Source organism: Roseovarius halotolerans (assembly GCF_900172255.1).
In the GTDB taxonomy this organism is placed as follows: Bacteria; Pseudomonadota; Alphaproteobacteria; order Rhodobacterales; family Rhodobacteraceae; genus Roseovarius; species Roseovarius halotolerans.
The window spans coordinates 264,224-279,070 of sequence record NZ_FWFU01000001.1 but is presented as its reverse complement, the minus strand read 5'-3'; the positions used below and the strand labels follow the sequence as shown (position 1 = coordinate 279,070).

Annotated in this window: 13 protein-coding genes; 5 read left to right on the top strand and 8 right to left on the bottom strand. The window is 66.2% G+C overall.

Annotated features, from left to right (window positions below; genetic code table 11):
• The first annotated feature begins 36 nt into the window (after positions 1 to 36).
• The gene (locus ROH8110_RS01400; RefSeq protein WP_085815996.1) at positions 37 to 1,089 is read left to right on the top strand and encodes a phosphatase PAP2 family protein; all 1,053 of its coding nucleotides are present in this window, start codon (positions 37 to 39) and stop codon (positions 1,087 to 1,089) included.
• A gap of 28 nt (positions 1,090 to 1,117) precedes the next feature.
• Here the strand turns inward: ROH8110_RS01400 and ROH8110_RS01395 are convergent, their stop codons facing one another.
• The gene (locus ROH8110_RS01395) at positions 1,118 to 1,705 is read right to left on the bottom strand and encodes a riboflavin synthase (protein WP_085815995.1); all 588 of its coding nucleotides are present in this window, start codon (positions 1,703 to 1,705) and stop codon (positions 1,118 to 1,120) included.
• Positions 1,706 to 1,877: 172 nt separating this feature from the next.
• Here ROH8110_RS01395 and ROH8110_RS01390 point away from each other — a divergent pair, with 172 nt between their 5' ends.
• The 3 genes from ROH8110_RS01390 (at position 1,878) to ROH8110_RS01380 (ending at position 6,464) form a co-directional block, all read left to right on the top strand.
• A complete protein-coding gene (locus ROH8110_RS01390; protein ID WP_085815994.1) occupies positions 1,878 to 3,164 on the top strand; it encodes a capsule polysaccharide biogenesis protein in 1,287 nt (428 codons plus the stop codon).
• A gap of 157 nt (positions 3,165 to 3,321) precedes the next feature.
• Positions 3,322 to 4,413: a polysaccharide biosynthesis/export family protein gene (locus tag ROH8110_RS01385; RefSeq protein ID WP_085815993.1), complete on the top strand. Its 1,092-nt coding sequence runs from the start codon at positions 3,322 to 3,324 to the stop codon at positions 4,411 to 4,413.
• Positions 4,413 to 6,464 carry a capsule polysaccharide biogenesis protein gene (locus tag ROH8110_RS01380; RefSeq protein WP_085815992.1) on the top strand — a complete coding sequence of 684 codons (2,052 nt, stop codon included), beginning with the start codon at positions 4,413 to 4,415 and terminating at the stop codon, positions 6,462 to 6,464. Before ROH8110_RS01385 ends, ROH8110_RS01380 begins: the two co-directional genes overlap by 1 nt.
• 81 nt (positions 6,465 to 6,545) lie before the next feature.
• Here the strand turns inward: ROH8110_RS01380 and ribD are convergent, their stop codons facing one another.
• On the bottom strand, positions 6,546 to 7,640 hold the full coding sequence (ribD, locus tag ROH8110_RS01375; RefSeq protein WP_176236574.1) for a bifunctional diaminohydroxyphosphoribosylaminopyrimidine deaminase/5-amino-6-(5-phosphoribosylamino)uracil reductase RibD: 1,095 nt from the start codon (positions 7,638 to 7,640) through the stop codon (positions 6,546 to 6,548).
• Between the two features lie 4 nt (positions 7,641 to 7,644).
• Positions 7,645 to 8,130 (bottom strand): transcriptional regulator NrdR, encoded by a 486-nt coding sequence (gene nrdR / locus ROH8110_RS01370; protein ID WP_085815991.1) that lies wholly within the window; start codon positions 8,128 to 8,130, stop codon positions 7,645 to 7,647.
• A gap of 211 nt (positions 8,131 to 8,341) precedes the next feature.
• Here nrdR and ROH8110_RS01365 point away from each other — a divergent pair, with 211 nt between their 5' ends.
• On the top strand, positions 8,342 to 9,019 hold the full coding sequence (locus ROH8110_RS01365) for an SDR family oxidoreductase (protein ID WP_085816931.1): 678 nt from the start codon (positions 8,342 to 8,344) through the stop codon (positions 9,017 to 9,019).
• Between the two features lie 6 nt (positions 9,020 to 9,025).
• Here ROH8110_RS01365 and ROH8110_RS01360 read toward each other — a convergent pair whose 3' ends face one another.
• The 5 genes from ROH8110_RS01360 to ROH8110_RS01340 all read right to left on the bottom strand — a co-directional run bounded on the left by ROH8110_RS01360 (position 9,026) and on the right by ROH8110_RS01340 (position 14,789).
• Entirely contained in the window at positions 9,026 to 9,448 is a 423-nt protein-coding gene (locus ROH8110_RS01360) for a secondary thiamine-phosphate synthase enzyme YjbQ (RefSeq protein ID WP_085815990.1), read from the bottom strand.
• A 3-nt stretch (positions 9,449 to 9,451) separates the two neighbouring features.
• Positions 9,452 to 9,949 carry a hypothetical protein gene (locus ROH8110_RS01355; protein ID WP_085815989.1) on the bottom strand — a complete coding sequence of 166 codons (498 nt, stop codon included), beginning with the start codon at positions 9,947 to 9,949 and terminating at the stop codon, positions 9,452 to 9,454.
• A 379-nt stretch (positions 9,950 to 10,328) separates the two neighbouring features.
• Positions 10,329 to 12,314 (bottom strand): RNA polymerase sigma factor RpoD, encoded by a 1,986-nt coding sequence (gene rpoD, locus ROH8110_RS01350; protein WP_085815988.1) that lies wholly within the window; start codon positions 12,312 to 12,314, stop codon positions 10,329 to 10,331.
• A 119-nt stretch (positions 12,315 to 12,433) separates the two neighbouring features.
• Complete coding sequence (dnaG, locus tag ROH8110_RS01345; protein ID WP_085815987.1) at positions 12,434 to 14,404, bottom strand: DNA primase; 1,971 nt, start codon at positions 14,402 to 14,404, stop codon at positions 12,434 to 12,436.
• Positions 14,405 to 14,462: 58 nt separating this feature from the next.
• Entirely contained in the window at positions 14,463 to 14,789 is a 327-nt protein-coding gene (locus ROH8110_RS01340) for a hypothetical protein (RefSeq protein WP_139837369.1), read from the bottom strand.
• Positions 14,790 to 14,847: the final 58 nt, after the last annotated feature.

Sequence of the window (14,847 nt, the reverse complement as noted above, 5' to 3'; positions counted from 1 at the left end):
CGCAGTATTGTTCTGTTCGATGATCGAGGTCGTGCAATGGAATTCCAGGTCAATATCGCCACCGCGTGGTCCAGCCTTCCGGGCCGCGCGATCTGGCTCAACCGGTTCCTGCTCACGCTCGCGGGGCTGCACCTCGTGGCGGCGCTGATCGTCTCATGGGCGCTCGGGCAGCCGTTCTATTCCTCGACCGTCACGATCCTGCTGACGCTGTTCAGCTCGATGGTGCCCTTCTTCGTGCTCTTGCTGGCGCTTGGCCGCCTGGGCTGGATCGCCATCGTGCTGCGCCCGGCCTATCCGCTGCGCCGCTTCTTTCAGGACATCAAGGCCCTGCTGCTTGACGGCGAACGCCTGCTTGGCGGCGCCGTGGCGCTGGTCACCATCGGCTTCATCGTCAGCACCGCCACCTTCCTCAAGGACATGATCCCCATGATCGTGCCCTTCTCATGGGATCCCACCTTTGCGGCGCTCGACCGGGCGCTCCATGGTGGCCAGGATGCCTGGCGTCTGCTCGCGCCGCTCCTGGGTTATCCGTTGGTGACCACAGTCATCAACGCTGCCTACCACGTCTGGATCATGCTGCTCTATTTCCTGGTGTTCATCGCCTGTTTCGGCCGCGCCGAGGCCACCGGCCACCGGGCCTTCCTGTTGTCGATGGCGATGGCCTGGGTCTTTGCTGCCAACCTGCTGGCAACGGTGTTCTCCTCGGTCGGGCCGGTCTATTACGCGGCCTTCGGCTTTGGCGACACCTTCGAGCCCCAGTTGCAGATGCTGCGCGATCTGCACGATGTCAGCCCGGTCTGGGCGCTCGGCGTGCAGGACATGCTGCTGGAAGGCTATCGCAATGGCGGGCCGGTGCGTGGCATCTCGGCCATGCCCTCGATGCATGTGACCACCGCGGTCCTGATGGCCTTCTACGGCTTCAGCCTGTCGCGGGCGGTTGGTTGGGCGCTCAGCGTCTTTGCGGCGATGATCGCGCTCGGTTCGGTGCATCTTGCCTGGCATTACGCCGTCGACAGCTACCTCGCGATCATCCTCGCGGCGCTGTTCTGGACGGTCTCGCGGCGGCTCCTGTCGCGCGATCCGATCTGAAATCGCACCGCCCCCGGCGGCTGCCCTATCAAAGCGTCTCCTGCAACCGCGCCACATAGCGCGCCAGCGTGTCGATCTCGAGATTGACGAGATCGCCCACCTGCGCCTCGCCCCATGTGGTCGCCTGCTTGGTATGCGGGATCACGTTGATGCCGAAATCGCGCCCCTCGACCTCGTTGACCGTAAGCGACGTGCCATTCAGGGCCACCGACCCCTTGGGCGCGATGAACCGTGCCAGCGCCTCGGGCGCCGTCATCGTGATCCGCGTGCTGTCGCCCTCGTCCCGGATCCCCACGATCTTCGCCAGCCCGTCCACGTGACCCGACACGATATGCCCGCCCAGCTCGTCACCGACCCTGAGCGCGCGTTCCAGGTTCACCCGCCGCCCCTCGGTCCAGCTCGCAAGATTGGTCTTCGACACGGTCTCGGCGCTGATATCCACGTCGAACCAGTCGCCGCCCTTGTCCACCACCGTCAGGCAGACCCCGTCGCAGGCGATCGAGGCGCCGATATCGACGCCGCCCATGTCATAGCCGCTCGCGATCCGCGCCCGCAGATCGCCGCGCCGCTCCAGCGCCCGCACCTTGCCGACATCGGTGATGATCCCCGTGAACATGGCTCGCCTCCACACTTCATGCCCTTCGCACCTAGCCCCGCCTGCGCCCGGTGACAAGTCATCACGCGCCGCGGCATGCCGTGACCCCGCCCCGGAAAGGACTTATTTTCACCGCCGAACTGCGCTAGGGGTAACCGACGGGTAACAGATGCGCGTTTAGGGTTTTGGCATCATGGCAGGCAGCGACCGGACATTTCTGTTTCTCCAGGGGCCGCATGGCCCCTTCTTTCACAAGCTGGCGTCGATGCTGCGCCGCACAGGCGCGCAGGTCTGGCGCGTCGGCTTCAACACCGGCGACAGGGTGTTCTGGGGCGATCGCGCCAGCTATATCCCCTATCTCGGCACGCTTGAGGATTGGGGCGACAGCCTGCGCGCCCTGCTCCGCGACAAATCCGTAACCGACCTTGTGCTTTACGGCGATACCCGCCCGGTCCATGCCGAAGCCGTCGCCATCGCCCGCGCCGCGGGCCTTCGCATCCACGTCTTCGAGGAAGGCTACCTGCGCCCCTATTGGGTCACCTATGAGCGGGGCGGATCGAACGGCCATTCCCGCCTGATGTCGCTCGACATCGCCGACATGCGCGCGGCACTCGAACGCTGCGACATGGACGCGCCGCCACTGCCCCCGGCCAGCTGGGGCGACACCCGCCAGCATGTGTTCTACGGCGCGCTCTATCATGGCTTCGTGCTGTTCCTGAACCGGCGCTACCGCCATTTCCGCCCGCATCGCGCGCTGTCGGTCGGCCAGGAATTCAGCCTCTACCTCCGCCGCCTGCTGCTCATGCCCTTCCAGGCGATCGAGCGGCGCATCGCCACGCTGCGCGTCACCCAGGGCGGCTTCCCCTATCACCTGGCGCTCCTGCAGCTCGAACATGATTCCGCCTTCCAGGCCCATTCGCCCTTTTCCACGATGGGCGAATTCCTCGAAACCGTGATCGCCGATTTCGCCAGCGGCGCGCCGCGCCACCATCACCTTGTGATCAAGGCCCACCCGCTCGAGGACGGGCGCGCACCGATCCGCCACGACGTGCGCCGCTTCGCGCGGGCGCATGGCATCGCGAAACGGGTCCATTTCGTGCGCGGCGGCAAGCTCGCGCGCCTTCTCGACGAGGCCCGCAGCGCCGTCACCGTCAATTCCACCGCCGCCCAGCAGGCGCTCTGGCGCGGCATTCCGCTCAAGACCTTCGGCGCCGCGGTCTATGACAAACCCGAATTCGTCTCCTCGAAACCCTTGCCGGAATTCTTCGCCTGTGCCGAACGTCCCGACCGGCGCGCCTATGCCGATTATCGCCGTTTCCTGTTGGAAACCAGCCAGGTGGCAGGGGGGTTCTACTCCTCTCGCGGGCGCCGCCAATTGCTGCGCCAGACCGTCGACATGATGCTCGCCCCCGAAGATCCCTATGATGCGCTGCGCTCAGGCACCGCGGCTCCACGGCAACAGTTGCACGCCGTGACCTGAGCCAAACCGCTCAAGACTCTGGATTTAACAGCGCATTTCCGGTAGCTTGCGGAAAAAGACCAAAAAAGAAGCAGGCAGAATAGGTCGAGGAGACCGAGCAGTGAAACCCAGAACCAGTCGCCGGGCGCTATCCGTCGCCCTGTTAATCAGTGTCGCTATGGTCTCAGCCTGCGGCACTCTCCCCCGTGTCGGCCCCAACAAAAAAGAAATCTACGCCGGATCGGTGCAACGCCAGGGCGACGCCTTCATCGTCACGGTCAATGACCGCGTGACCCGCGCCACCGCCGTGCAACCGGCCCTCGGCTTCTCCGACGCCTTCCGCAACGCCGGGCGCCTCGGGTCGGACACGATCCGCCCCGGCGACGTGCTGGGCCTGACCATCTGGGAAAACGTCGATGACGGGCTGCTTGCAGGCCAGGCTGCCAACCAGACCATCCTCGAAGAGGTCCAGGTCGATGGTTCCGGCTTCATCTTCGTGCCCTATGCCGGGCGCATCCGCGCCGCCGGCAACACGCCCGACGCGATCCGACGGATCATCACCTCCAAGCTCGATGAACAGACCCCCGACCCCCAGGTCGAAGTGCGCCGCGTCGCCGGTGACGGCTCCACCGTGTCGCTCGTGGGTGCGATCGGCGCCCAAGGTGTCTACCCGATCGAACGCCCGACCCGCACGCTCTCGGCGATGCTGGCCGCGGCGGGTGGCATATCCATCGAACCCGAAATCGCGCAGATCACCGTCATCCGTGGCGGCGAGCGCAGCCAGGTGTGGTTCCAGGATCTCTACAAGGATCCCACCTATGATATCGCCCTGCGTGCCGGTGACCGGATCCTCGTCGAAGAGGACACCCGCTCCTTCACCGCGCTTGGCGCCACCGGCGCCCAGGCCCGCGTGCCCTTTGAATCCCAAAACCTCTCGGCGGTCGAGGCCCTCGCACAGGTCGGCGGCCTGACGCCCAGCGCCGCCGATCCGACCGGCGTCTTCGTCATGCGCAACGAACCGGCCGAAATAGCCAACCAGGTGCTTGGCCGGGACGATCTCATCGGCGCGCAGCGCATGGTCTATGTGCTCGACCTCACCAAGCCGAACGGCATGTTCATGGCGCGTGACTTCGTGATCCGCGACGATGACACGCTCTACGTCACCGAAGCGCCCTTCGCGCAATGGAGCAAGGTCATCTCGGCCCTGACCGGCACCCTCGGTGCGGTGGGTTCAGTGGCCTCGACGGCCAGCGCCTTCAGCAGCAACTGATGCAGGCGCCCGCCGCGCCCGACCCCGCCGCACCGGAAATGGCGCGGCGGGTTCTGTATTTCAATGCCGGCTTCCTGCGCCAGCGCCGCCTGCGCCGGATCATGGCGCTCGCGGGCTATCCGCTCAGCCTCGGCCGGCCCGGCGCGGATGACCTGATCGCCGTCTGGGGCCAAAGCCCCTATGCGCGGCGCGGCGAAGCAATGGCCGCGCAGAGCGGCGCGCAGCTCCTGCGGATCGAGGACGCCTTTCTGCGCTCGCTCAATCCGGGACGCGCGGGAGAGCCGCCCCTCGGCCTCCTGATCGACAGGACGGGCGTGCATTTCGACGCGCGCACACCCTCCGATCTCGAAACCCTGCTGGCGACCCACCCGCTCGACCAGACCCCGCTGCTCGATCGCGCGCGCGAGGCCGCCGCCCGCTTGTCCGACTCCCACCTCAGCAAGTATAACGCCTTCGATCCCGAAGCGCCCTGCCCCGATCCCGGCTATGTGCTGGTGATCGACCAGACGCGCGGCGACGCCTCGCTCACCGCCTCCGGCGCGGATGCCAATACCTTTCGCGAGATGCTGACCTTCGCGCAGCAGGAAAACCCCGGCGCGCGTATCCTGATCAAGACCCATCCCGAAACCCTGGCAGGCCATCGGCCGGGCCATTTTTCCGGCGCGGACGAAACCGACCGCATCCGGCTCTTCAGCGATCCGGTCAGCCCCTGGCACCTCCTTTCGGGCGCCACCGCCGTCTACACGGTCAGTTCTCAACTCGGATTCGAGGCGATCTTCGCAGGTCACCGCCCGCATGTGTTCGGCCAGCCCTTCTATGCGGGCTGGGACCTTACCGAGGATCGCCATCCCGCCGCCCTGCCACGCCGCGGTCGCCGCCTCACCCGCGCACAGCTCTTCGCCGGTGCGATGATCCTCTACCCCACCTGGTATGACCCCGATCGCGACCGCCTCTGCCCCCTCGAGGACACGCTCGGCGCGCTCGAGGCCCGCACCCGCGCCTGGCGCGAGGACCGCCACGGCTGGGCCGCCGCCGGTATGCGCCTCTGGAAACGCCGCGCCCTGCAGGGGTTCTTCGGCGCAAAGGGCCGCCCCGTCCGCTTTTGCAGAACCGTATCCGACGCCACCCGGTTCGCCGCCCGGACCGAACGGCGCGCGATGGCCTGGGCCTCCGCCACCGCGCCGGATGATGATATCCTGCGCGTCGAAGACGGCTTTCTGCGCTCGCGCGGGCTTGGCGCGCGGCTCGTGCCGCCGCTCTCGCTGGTCTGCGACGATCTCGGCATCTATTATGATCCCACCCGCGAAAGCCGGCTTGAACGCCTGATCGCCGCCCGCGCCGATCTGCGCCCGGGCCAGTTCGCCCGCGCCGAGGCGCTGATCCGCGCGCTGTGCGACGCGGGCCTCAGCAAGTACAATCTCGGCGGCGCGCTGCCAGCCCTGCCCGCCAGCGGCCACCGCATCCTCGTCCCCGGCCAGGTCGAGGACGACGCCTCGATCCGCCTCGGCGCAGGCGACCCCGCGACCAATCTCGGCCTCCTCGAACATGCCCGCGCCGCCAATCCCGACGCGCTCATCCTCTTCAAGCCCCATCCCGATGTCGAAGCAGGCCTGCGCCCCGGCGCCATCCCGCCCGGCGCACTCAGCGGCCTCGCCGATCACGTGCTCACCGCTTGCGACCCCGCCGCCCTCCTCGACCATGTCCACGAGGTCTGGACGATGACCTCGCTGCTCGGCTTCGAGGCGCTCCTGCGCGGCCTGCCCGTCACCACCACCGGCGCGCCCTTCTATGCGGGCTGGGGCCTCACCAGCGATCTGGGCCGGATCCCGGCGCGGCGCGGGGGCGCACGCCCCTCGCTTCACGGTCTGGTCCATGCCGCCCTGATCGACTACCCGCGCTACCGTGACCCGCTCACCGGCCAGCCCTGCGCCGTGGAAACCATCGTCGCCCGCCTCTGCGCGCCCAATACCCTGCCAACGCCCGGCCCCGCCAACCGCATGCTCTCGAAACTCCAGGGACTCTTCGCCAGCCAATCCTGGCTCTGGCGCTGATCCGCCCTTCATCTGGCCGAAAATACCTCGGGGGAGTCGCCGCTCGCGGCGACGGGGGCTGCGCCCCCTGTCCGGCCCGTCTCAGCCGCGCCGCCAGCGGCTCATCGTGTCGCCGCCCACCGCGCGGGTTTCGGCCAGCGCGAAGCGCTCCGCCCCCGCAAGCCGATCAAGGCCCAGCGCACCGATCCCCGGCAGGCCCTCGGCGCCGATCGCGATCCCGGCGCGAAACACCACCAGCTCATCGACCAGCCCCGCGCCCAGAAGCGATGCCGCCAAACCGCCGCCGCCCTCGCAGAAGACCCGCGTGATGCCCTTGTCGCCCAAGGCCCGCAGCACCGATGCCATGTCCAGCTGCCGGCCCGTCAGATCGCAGGCGATGCGCGTCGCACCGACCCCGTCCCAGGCCTCGGCCAGCGCCGCATCCGGGTCCGGCCCGTGGCAAAGCCACAGGGGCACCTCGCGCGCGCTCTGCGCCAGTTGCGACATCAGGGGCAGATCCAGCCGGCGCGACACGACCACCCGCACCGGCTGCCCGGTGATGCCAAGCCCGCGCACCGTCAGCATCGGGTCATCCGCCCGCGCCGTGCCCGCGCCCACCATCACCGCGTCATGACGCGCGCGCATCGCATGGACCACGCGGCGCGCCTCGGCGCCGGTGATCCACTGGCTGTCGCCCGATGCGGTGGCGATGCGCCCATCGAGCGACATCGCCAGTTTCAATGTCAGATGCGGCAGCCCGGTTTCGGCCCGGCGCAGAAACCCGCCAAGATCGCGCAGCGCCTCCCCGGCGCAGATGCCGGTCTCCACTTCGATCCCGGCACTCTCAAGCCGCGCAAACCCCTGCCCGGCGACGCGCGGGTCGCTATCGACGATAGGCGCCACGACCCTGGCCACACCGGCCGCGATCAGCGCATCGGCGCAGGGCGGCGTCTTGCCGTGATGGGCGCAGGGTTCAAGACTGACATAGACCGTCGCGCCGCGCGCGCCCTCGCCCGCCTGCTTCAGCGCGCGCACCTCCGCATGGGGCCGCCCGCCCGGCGCGGTCCAGCCGCGCCCGACAATGCGTCCACCCTTCACGATCACGCAGCCCACCGCCGGGTTGGGCCAGCACCGGCCCTGCCCGCGCCGCCCCAGCGCCAACGCCAGCGCCATGTAGCGGGCGTCCTCCCCGCGCATGGGACTACTCGTCTTTTTCTTTGGCTTCGGCGATCGCCTCGTCGGGGCGCAATTCGCTGACGAACTTGTCGAAATCATCCGCCGCCTGGAAATTCTTGTAGACGCTGGCAAAGCGCACATAGGCCACGGTATCGATCCGCGCCAGGCTCTCCATGACGATCTCGCCCACCACCTTCGAGGGGATATCCGTCTCGCCCATGCTTTCCAGACGCCGCACGATCCCCGAGATCATCTGCTCGATGCGCTCGGGATCGACCGGCCGTTTCTGAAGCGCGATACGGATCGAACGCTCCAGCTTGTCGCGATCGAAATCCTCACGCCGCCCGTTGGTCTTGACCACCACGAGATCGCGCAGCTGCACCCTTTCATAGGTGGTGAAACGCCCGCCGCATGCCGGACAGAACCGCCGCCGCCGGATCGAAACATGATCCTCCGCGGGGCGTGAATCCTTGACCTGTGTATCTATATTTCCGCAAAACGGGCAGCGCATCGGCCGTTCCCCTTTTCTGGTCCGCCTCAATGATGGGTCTCAAGCCCACTTATCCACAACCACTATAGGCGAGCCGCAATGCTTTGGGTAGGGGTGAAATGCCACCCCTAGATGAATGGCACGCCTCCCCCTTTGATACCCCGCCCATGATGATTACATCGTTGTTAACCACATCATGACGCATGAATTTCAACGCGAAAGGATCATCTCCATGAGCGACAAGACGCTATTCATCACCGGCGCTTCCAGCGGTATCGGCGCCGCCACCGCGCATGCCGCCGCCGATGCGGGCTGGAACGTGGCACTGTTCGCGCGCAATCAGCAGAAACTGAACGCTCTGGCCGAGGAAATCGGCAATGACCGCGCCCTCGCCCTGCCCGGCGACGTCACGCAATATGACGACGTCGCCGCCGCCATCGAACGCGCCGCCACCCATTTCCAGGGGCTTCAGGCGGTCTTTGCCAATGCCGGCATGGGGCTCGATACGCCCGGCGTCGAACAGGGCGACCCCGAGGAATGGCGCAGGATGATGGAGGTGAACGTCATGGGGGTCCTCTGGACAACCCGCGCCGCGATGCCCGCCCTGCGCGCCAGCAAGGGGCACCTGGTGCTGACCGGCTCGGTCGCGGGCAAGATCCACCTGCCCGGTTCGGTCTATGGCGCCTCGAAATGGTTCGTCCACGGCTTTGCCGGCAACATGTCCAAGGAAATGCACGAATGGGGCGGGCGCTGCACCGTGATCGCACCCGGCATGGTCGACACGCCCTTTTTCGATGAACCCAAACCCGACAAGCTCAAGCCCGAGGACGTGGCCGCAAGCGTGGTGCACGCGCTCGATCAGCCACGCCGCGCCGACCTGCGCGAACTGGTGCTGATGCCCAACGGCTGAGCGCGCTTACGTCGTCAGCAGATGCGCCGCCACCGTCCGCCGGTGGGGCGCATCGCGGTGCTCGAACAGATAAATGCCCTGCCATGTCCCCAACAGCGGATGCCCCCCGCTTACCGGGATCGACAGGCTGACCGGCATCATCGCCGCCTTGATATGGGCAGGCATGTCGTCGGGGCCTTCAATGGTGTGGCGCAGATAGGCCATCGCCGGGTCATCGCCCGGCGGCACCAGCCGCCCGAACCACGCCCGCAGGTCGCGCTGCACGTCGGGATCGGCGTTTTCCTGGATCAGCAGGCTGGCCGATGTGTGGCGGATGAACAGCGTCAACAACCCCGCATCCACCCCCGATGCAGCCACCCAGGCGGTGACCTCGCGGGTGAATTCATAAAGTCCCTGTCCATTGGTCTCGATGGTGAAACTGCTCTGCATGGCTCAGCATTCGCCCCATCGGAACATCTCGCGGTTCCAGCACTGCCCCGCAGCCTCCTTCGCCTCGAAGAGCGGGTAGATATCCGACACCGTGACCGCACCGGCATCGCAGGACAGATCGGCCAGCTCGTCTCCCCCGCGCGTGACGATCACGCCGCCAGTGACCTCATGCGCCTGCGTCAGCCGGTCGATGGCATAGTGAACGGTATAGTCATACCCGCCGTTTGAAAACGTCGCCGTCTCGAAGATCGAACGCCCCACCCCGTTCCAGGGCCGCATGTCGACCGCGCCGGCCCGCCGCGCCAGCAGGATATCCGCCGCGCCACCTGCGGGACCGAAACGGTAATAGGCGACATCGTCCTGCAGGCAGACATCCACCGCCTTGGTGCCGCCGTTCAGCGTGCAGTGAAACAGCGGCGTGCCGGGGCCGAAACAACCCTCGGCGCTCGCCGCCCCCGCAAGCGCGCCCAGCGCGATCACCCCCAGGGTCAGACCCCGCATCGCCAACTCTCCCGGCAAATGGATTTATCAGGGTCAAGCCTATCACAGGCCCGCACGCGCCGCCCAACCCTTTCGTTCCCGTGACCCGACCGCGCGCCGTCTTCATCCATCACCGGCGCGCGCACTCTTCACATTCCCTTCACCTGTCGGCGGCGCCTCGCCTCTGAGGGTGGCAATTCCTAACACCCCGACCGGCCCAACGTGCCAGCGCGCCCCACCTCTCCCGCGCCCTTCTGGGGCCGCCTCCGAGGCAATGTACAAACCTCAGCGCGCCCTGGCCGGAATCTGTACAAAACCGGCGTACAAACCGGACGTTTTGTACAAAAAAAGCCGCGTCTCCGCGGCTTCTTTTTCTCTCGTCCGGTGCCCTTCGGGGCGCCTACTGATCCAGGAACGACCGCAGCTTGCGCGACCGCGAGGGGTGCTTGAGCTTGCGCAGCGCCTTGGCCTCGATCTGGCGGATCCGCTCGCGCGTCACGCTGAACTGCTGGCCCACTTCCTCAAGCGTGTGGTCGGTGTTCATGCCGATCCCGAACCGCATCCGCAGCACACGTTCCTCGCGCGGCGTGAGCGACGACAGCACCCGCGTCGTGGTTTCCTTGAGGTTGTCCTGAATGGCGGAATCCAGCGGCAGGACGACGTTCTTGTCCTCGATGAAATCGCCAAGCTGGCTGTCCTCCTCGTCCCCGATCGGGGTCTCGAGGCTGATCGGTTCCTTGGCGATCTTCATCACCTTGCGGACCTTTTCCAGCGGCATCTGGAGCTTTTCGGCCAGTTCCTCGGGCGTGGGTTCACGGCCGATCTCGTGCAGCATCTGGCGACCGGTGCGCACCAGCTTGTTGATCGTCTCGATCATGTGGACCGGGATACGGATGGTGCGCGCCTGGTCGGCGATCGAGCGGGTGATCGCCTGGCGGATCCACCAGGTCGCATAGGTGCTGAACTTGTAGCCCCGGCGATACTCGAACTTGTCCACGGCCTTCATCAGGCCGATATTGCCTTCCTGAATGAGATCAAGGAATTGCAGGCCGCGGTTCGTGTATTTCTTGGCGATGGAAATGACCAGCCGCAGGTTGGCTTCGACCATTTCCTTCTTGGCCAGACGGGCCTCTTTCTCGCCCTTCTGGACCTGGCTCACGATGCGGCGGAACTCGCTGATATCGAGGCCGACATACTGGCCCACCTGCGCCATGTCGGCGCGCAGTTCGGCGACCTTCTCGGGGTGACGCTCCATGAACATCTGCCAGCCGCGGCCCGATTTGGCGGCCATGTCGTCCAGCCAGTTGGGGTCCAGTTCACGGCCGCGATACTCGTCGATGAATTCGCGACGGTTGATGCGCGCCTGGTCGGCCAGCTTCACCATCGCGCTGTCGATCTGCATGATCCGGCGGTTGATCCCGTAAAGCTGGTCGATCAGCGCTTCGATCCGGTTGTTGTGCAGGTGCAGTGAATTCACCAGCTCGACAATCTCCGAGCGCAGCGTCTGATAGGTCGCTTCCTGCTTCTTCGAGAACGAGCCGTCCTCGTTCAGCGTCGCCGAGATGCGGCTGTCCTGCATCGCGCTCAGTTTCTCGTAATCGTCGGCGATCCGGTCCAGCGTCTCCAGAACCCGCGGCTTCAGCGCGGCTTCCATCGCGGCCAGGCTCATGTTGGCCTGTTCTTCCTCTTCCTCGTCGTCGTCATCCGAGGCGATGGGGTTGCCATCCGCATCCAGTTCCGGCTGATCGTTGTCCCGCCGCTCATTGGGCGCAGCGCCGACATTGGCGGCCTCGACAACCGGTTCGGCGCCCTCGCCGTCCAGCTGGTTGCCGAAAGTCGCCTCGAGGTCGATCACGTCACGCAGCAGAATGTCTTCGCCCAGAAGTTCGTCACGCCAGATGGTGATCGCCTGAAAGGTCAGCGGGCTTTCGCACAGGCCCGCGATCATCGTGTTGCGACCGGCCTCGATCCGCTTGGCGATGGCGATCTCACCCTCGCGGCTCAGCAATTCGACGCTGCCCATCTCGCGCAGGTACATGCGCACCGGATCGTCGGTCCGGTCCAGCTTCTCGCTGTTGCCCGACCCAAGCGCCAGCTCACCCTTCTTGCCGATCTCGGCAACGGCGGTGGTTCTCTGCTCCTCGTCCTCGGCGTCCTCTTCCTCGATGATGTTGATGCCCATCTCGCTGAGCATCGACATCACGTCCTCGATCTGCTCGGACGAGACCTGATCGGGCGGCAGAACCTTGTTGAGCTGGTCGTAGGTGATGAACCCCCTCTCGCGCGCCTCCGCGATCATTTTCTTGACCGCCGTCTGGCTCATGTCGAGCGACATTTCGGTGTCCTGATCGTCGGGCTTTTGGTCGTCGTTATCCTTGGCGGCCATGAAGGTCTCCTGAACAATGGGCAGTTCGGGTGATTCGTTAAAAACGAATCAATAGCGCGATCTGCTGATTCGCACACCCTTTACCCTGTTTTCTTTACCTATTCCTCACCAAACGACAATCAACGCGTCGGTTTGGAAAACGTGATGCGATCAAGCAGCGCATCAAGGCGCTCGCGCTCGTCGCGACTGATTCGTGCGCCGTTATCGGCAAGGTCGTATTCGGTCCGGTCTTCGCTCTGGCTCCGCAGGGTCCGTTGGCGTTGCTCGGCGGCCTGTCCCAGCCGCCATGTCACTGCCTCATCGGCCACCCCGGCAAGATCCTCGGCCGCTTCGCTCACTTCGGCATCCAGCCCGCGCTCGGCCTCCAGCTTGGCCAGCTCCTCGGCGATGGTCATGCGCGCCATGTCGCGGTCTCCGGGCCTGCGCACGGCGGGCGTCAGCGCGACATGGGGCAAACGGAGCAGCTTTTCAAGGGCTTCGCTGCCGAATGCCTCTTCGATACGACCACGCAGGTCCTCTGTTCCGTCGGGGGCATGCCTCAGGATCAGCGCGCGCAGTCGCTCGTGTTCGGGATCGGTGCAGATCATCGTTTCCAGCGCGCTCTCGACGTCATCGAACACATCGGGCGTGCAGATCACCGAGGCAAGAATGACTGCCTCGCGCAGACGGTGCGGCGCACCATCACCAGCGGCGGCCAACAGGGAAGAGCGCGTGCCGGGGCGCGCGGGTTCCGGGGCGGGCTGCCATCGACCCGTTGCACCGATCCGCCCACCCGGCCGGCGCGACCCGGCCGGCGCGCGGCGCGGGCTGAACAGCTCCCACCGCAAGTCCTTGATGGCCTGCCCGTAATGGCTGCGGATCGACGGATCGCGGATCAGCTTGATCTTCTCGCGCAGCGCCTTGTCCAATGCGGCGCGGCGCTCGGGGCTGTCGAAATCGCGCCCTTCGGTCTCGCGGCGCCACAACAGCTGCACCATCGGCACCGCCCCGTCCAGAACCTCGCGCAGCGCCCCCGCGCCCTTGGCGCGCAACAGGTCATCGGGGTCCTGCCCCTCGGGCATCAGCGCGAAGCGCAGCGACTTCCCGGCCTCGATCAGCGGCAGCGCCTGATCGATGGCGCGATAGGCCGCGCCCAGACCGGCGCGATCGCCATCCAGCGCGATGATCGGCTCATCGGACATGCGCCACAACATCTGCAACTGATGCTCGGTGATCGCCGTGCCAAGCGGCGCGACGGCGGCGTCGAACCCCGCCAGCGCCAGCGCGATCACATCCATGTAGCCCTCGGCCACGATCAGCGGCTTGCCCTTGCCCGCAGCCTCGCGCGCCGGTCCGTGATGGTAAAGCGTGCGTGACTTGTCGAAGAGCTCGGTATCGGGGGAATTGTAGTATTTCGCGTCGTCATTCGGGTCCATCGCCCGCCCGCCAAAGGCGATGCAGCGCCCGCGCGGATCGCGGATCGGGAACATGATGCGGTTGCGAAACACGTCATAGGGCCGCCCGCCGGGTTTGCGGCTCGGGCGGGCCAGCCCGCAATCCATGATCAGATCGTCGGCGATCCCTTTGCCCTTCAGGTGATCCCAGAGCGCCTGCCACGCGGCGGGGGCGAACCCCAGCTCGAAACGCGCCTGCGCCGCTTCGTCCAGCCCGCGCCCGGCCAGATATTCGCGCGATGCGGCCCCGCCCGCGGTCTTGAGCTGCAGACAGAAGAACTGCACCGCCAGGTCCATCACCTCGGCCAGCTGGCTGCGCCGGTCGGCCTTCTGCTGCGCCTGCGGGTCGCGTTCGGGGATCTGCATCCCCGCCTCCTGCGCCAGGATGCGTACCGCCTCCATGAAATCGACATTCTCGGTTTCTTTCACGAAGCTGATCGCGTCGCCCTTGGCGTGGCAACCAAAGCAGTAATAAAAGCCCTTGCGGTCATCGACGTGAAAACTGGCGGTCTTTTCCTGATGGAAGGGGCATGGCGCCCACATGTCGCCCTTGCCCTGGTTGGACTTGCGTGTATCCCACATGACCTTTCGGCCTGCCACCTGGGCAAGCGAGGTCCGTGTTCGCAATTCATCGAGAAAGCCGGGCGGTAGACTCATGCAATGGAATATGGGCGATCCTTGGCCCGTGGGCAAGATCGTCCGGGGCGCTGTCGTGCTAACCGCTGTAATCGAGGCATTGTTTCTCGAAGGCGGCGGGCAGTCCGGGCACAAGCTGCTCTTCGGGCAGCGTATAGATCCAGTCGACGAGCGGCGGCACGCCGGGGGCGTATTTGGCCGCCACGGCCCCCTCGCCGCTGGTCAGCCCGCGCTTGGCCTGACTGAGATCCTGGCCGAGCTGGCGCGCGGTCACGCTGCGCGCGATCACGTCGCTCAGGGCGGCGCAACGCTCGGCCTTTTCGGCCTCGGTCTCGGTGGCCGACTGGGCCGTCGCGGTCGCACCCGTCAGGGCGATTCCGCAACAAAGGGTCACAACTCTCAGCATCGATTCCTCGTGTCCGGTGATCTTCGACACAGACTGTCAGGCCCCGGCCCGAATGACA

Bases quoted from the DNA above. Each gene is read 5' to 3' on its own strand.
- ROH8110_RS01400 (WP_085815996.1), top strand. From the start codon at position 37: ATGGAATTCCAGGTCAATATCGCCACCGCGTGGTCCAGCCTTCCGGGC.
- ROH8110_RS01395 (WP_085815995.1), bottom strand. From the start codon at position 1,705: ATGTTCACGGGGATCATCACCGATGTCGGCAAGGTGCGGGCGCTGGAG.
- ROH8110_RS01390 (WP_085815994.1), top strand. From the start codon at position 1,878: ATGGCAGGCAGCGACCGGACATTTCTGTTTCTCCAGGGGCCGCATGGC.
- ROH8110_RS01385 (WP_085815993.1), top strand. From the start codon at position 3,322: ATGGTCTCAGCCTGCGGCACTCTCCCCCGTGTCGGCCCCAACAAAAAA.
- ROH8110_RS01380 (WP_085815992.1), top strand. From the start codon at position 4,413: ATGCAGGCGCCCGCCGCGCCCGACCCCGCCGCACCGGAAATGGCGCGG.
- ribD (WP_176236574.1), bottom strand. From the start codon at position 7,640: ATGCGCGGGGAGGACGCCCGCTACATGGCGCTGGCGTTGGCGCTGGGG.
- nrdR (WP_085815991.1), bottom strand. From the start codon at position 8,130: ATGCGCTGCCCGTTTTGCGGAAATATAGATACACAGGTCAAGGATTCA.
- ROH8110_RS01365 (WP_085816931.1), top strand. From the start codon at position 8,342: ATGAGCGACAAGACGCTATTCATCACCGGCGCTTCCAGCGGTATCGGC.
- ROH8110_RS01360 (WP_085815990.1), bottom strand. From the start codon at position 9,448: ATGCAGAGCAGTTTCACCATCGAGACCAATGGACAGGGACTTTATGAA.
- ROH8110_RS01355 (WP_085815989.1), bottom strand. From the start codon at position 9,949: ATGCGGGGTCTGACCCTGGGGGTGATCGCGCTGGGCGCGCTTGCGGGG.
- rpoD (WP_085815988.1), bottom strand. From the start codon at position 12,314: ATGGCCGCCAAGGATAACGACGACCAAAAGCCCGACGATCAGGACACC.
- dnaG (WP_085815987.1), bottom strand. From the start codon at position 14,404: ATGAGTCTACCGCCCGGCTTTCTCGATGAATTGCGAACACGGACCTCG.
- ROH8110_RS01340 (WP_139837369.1), bottom strand. From the start codon at position 14,789: ATGCTGAGAGTTGTGACCCTTTGTTGCGGAATCGCCCTGACGGGTGCG.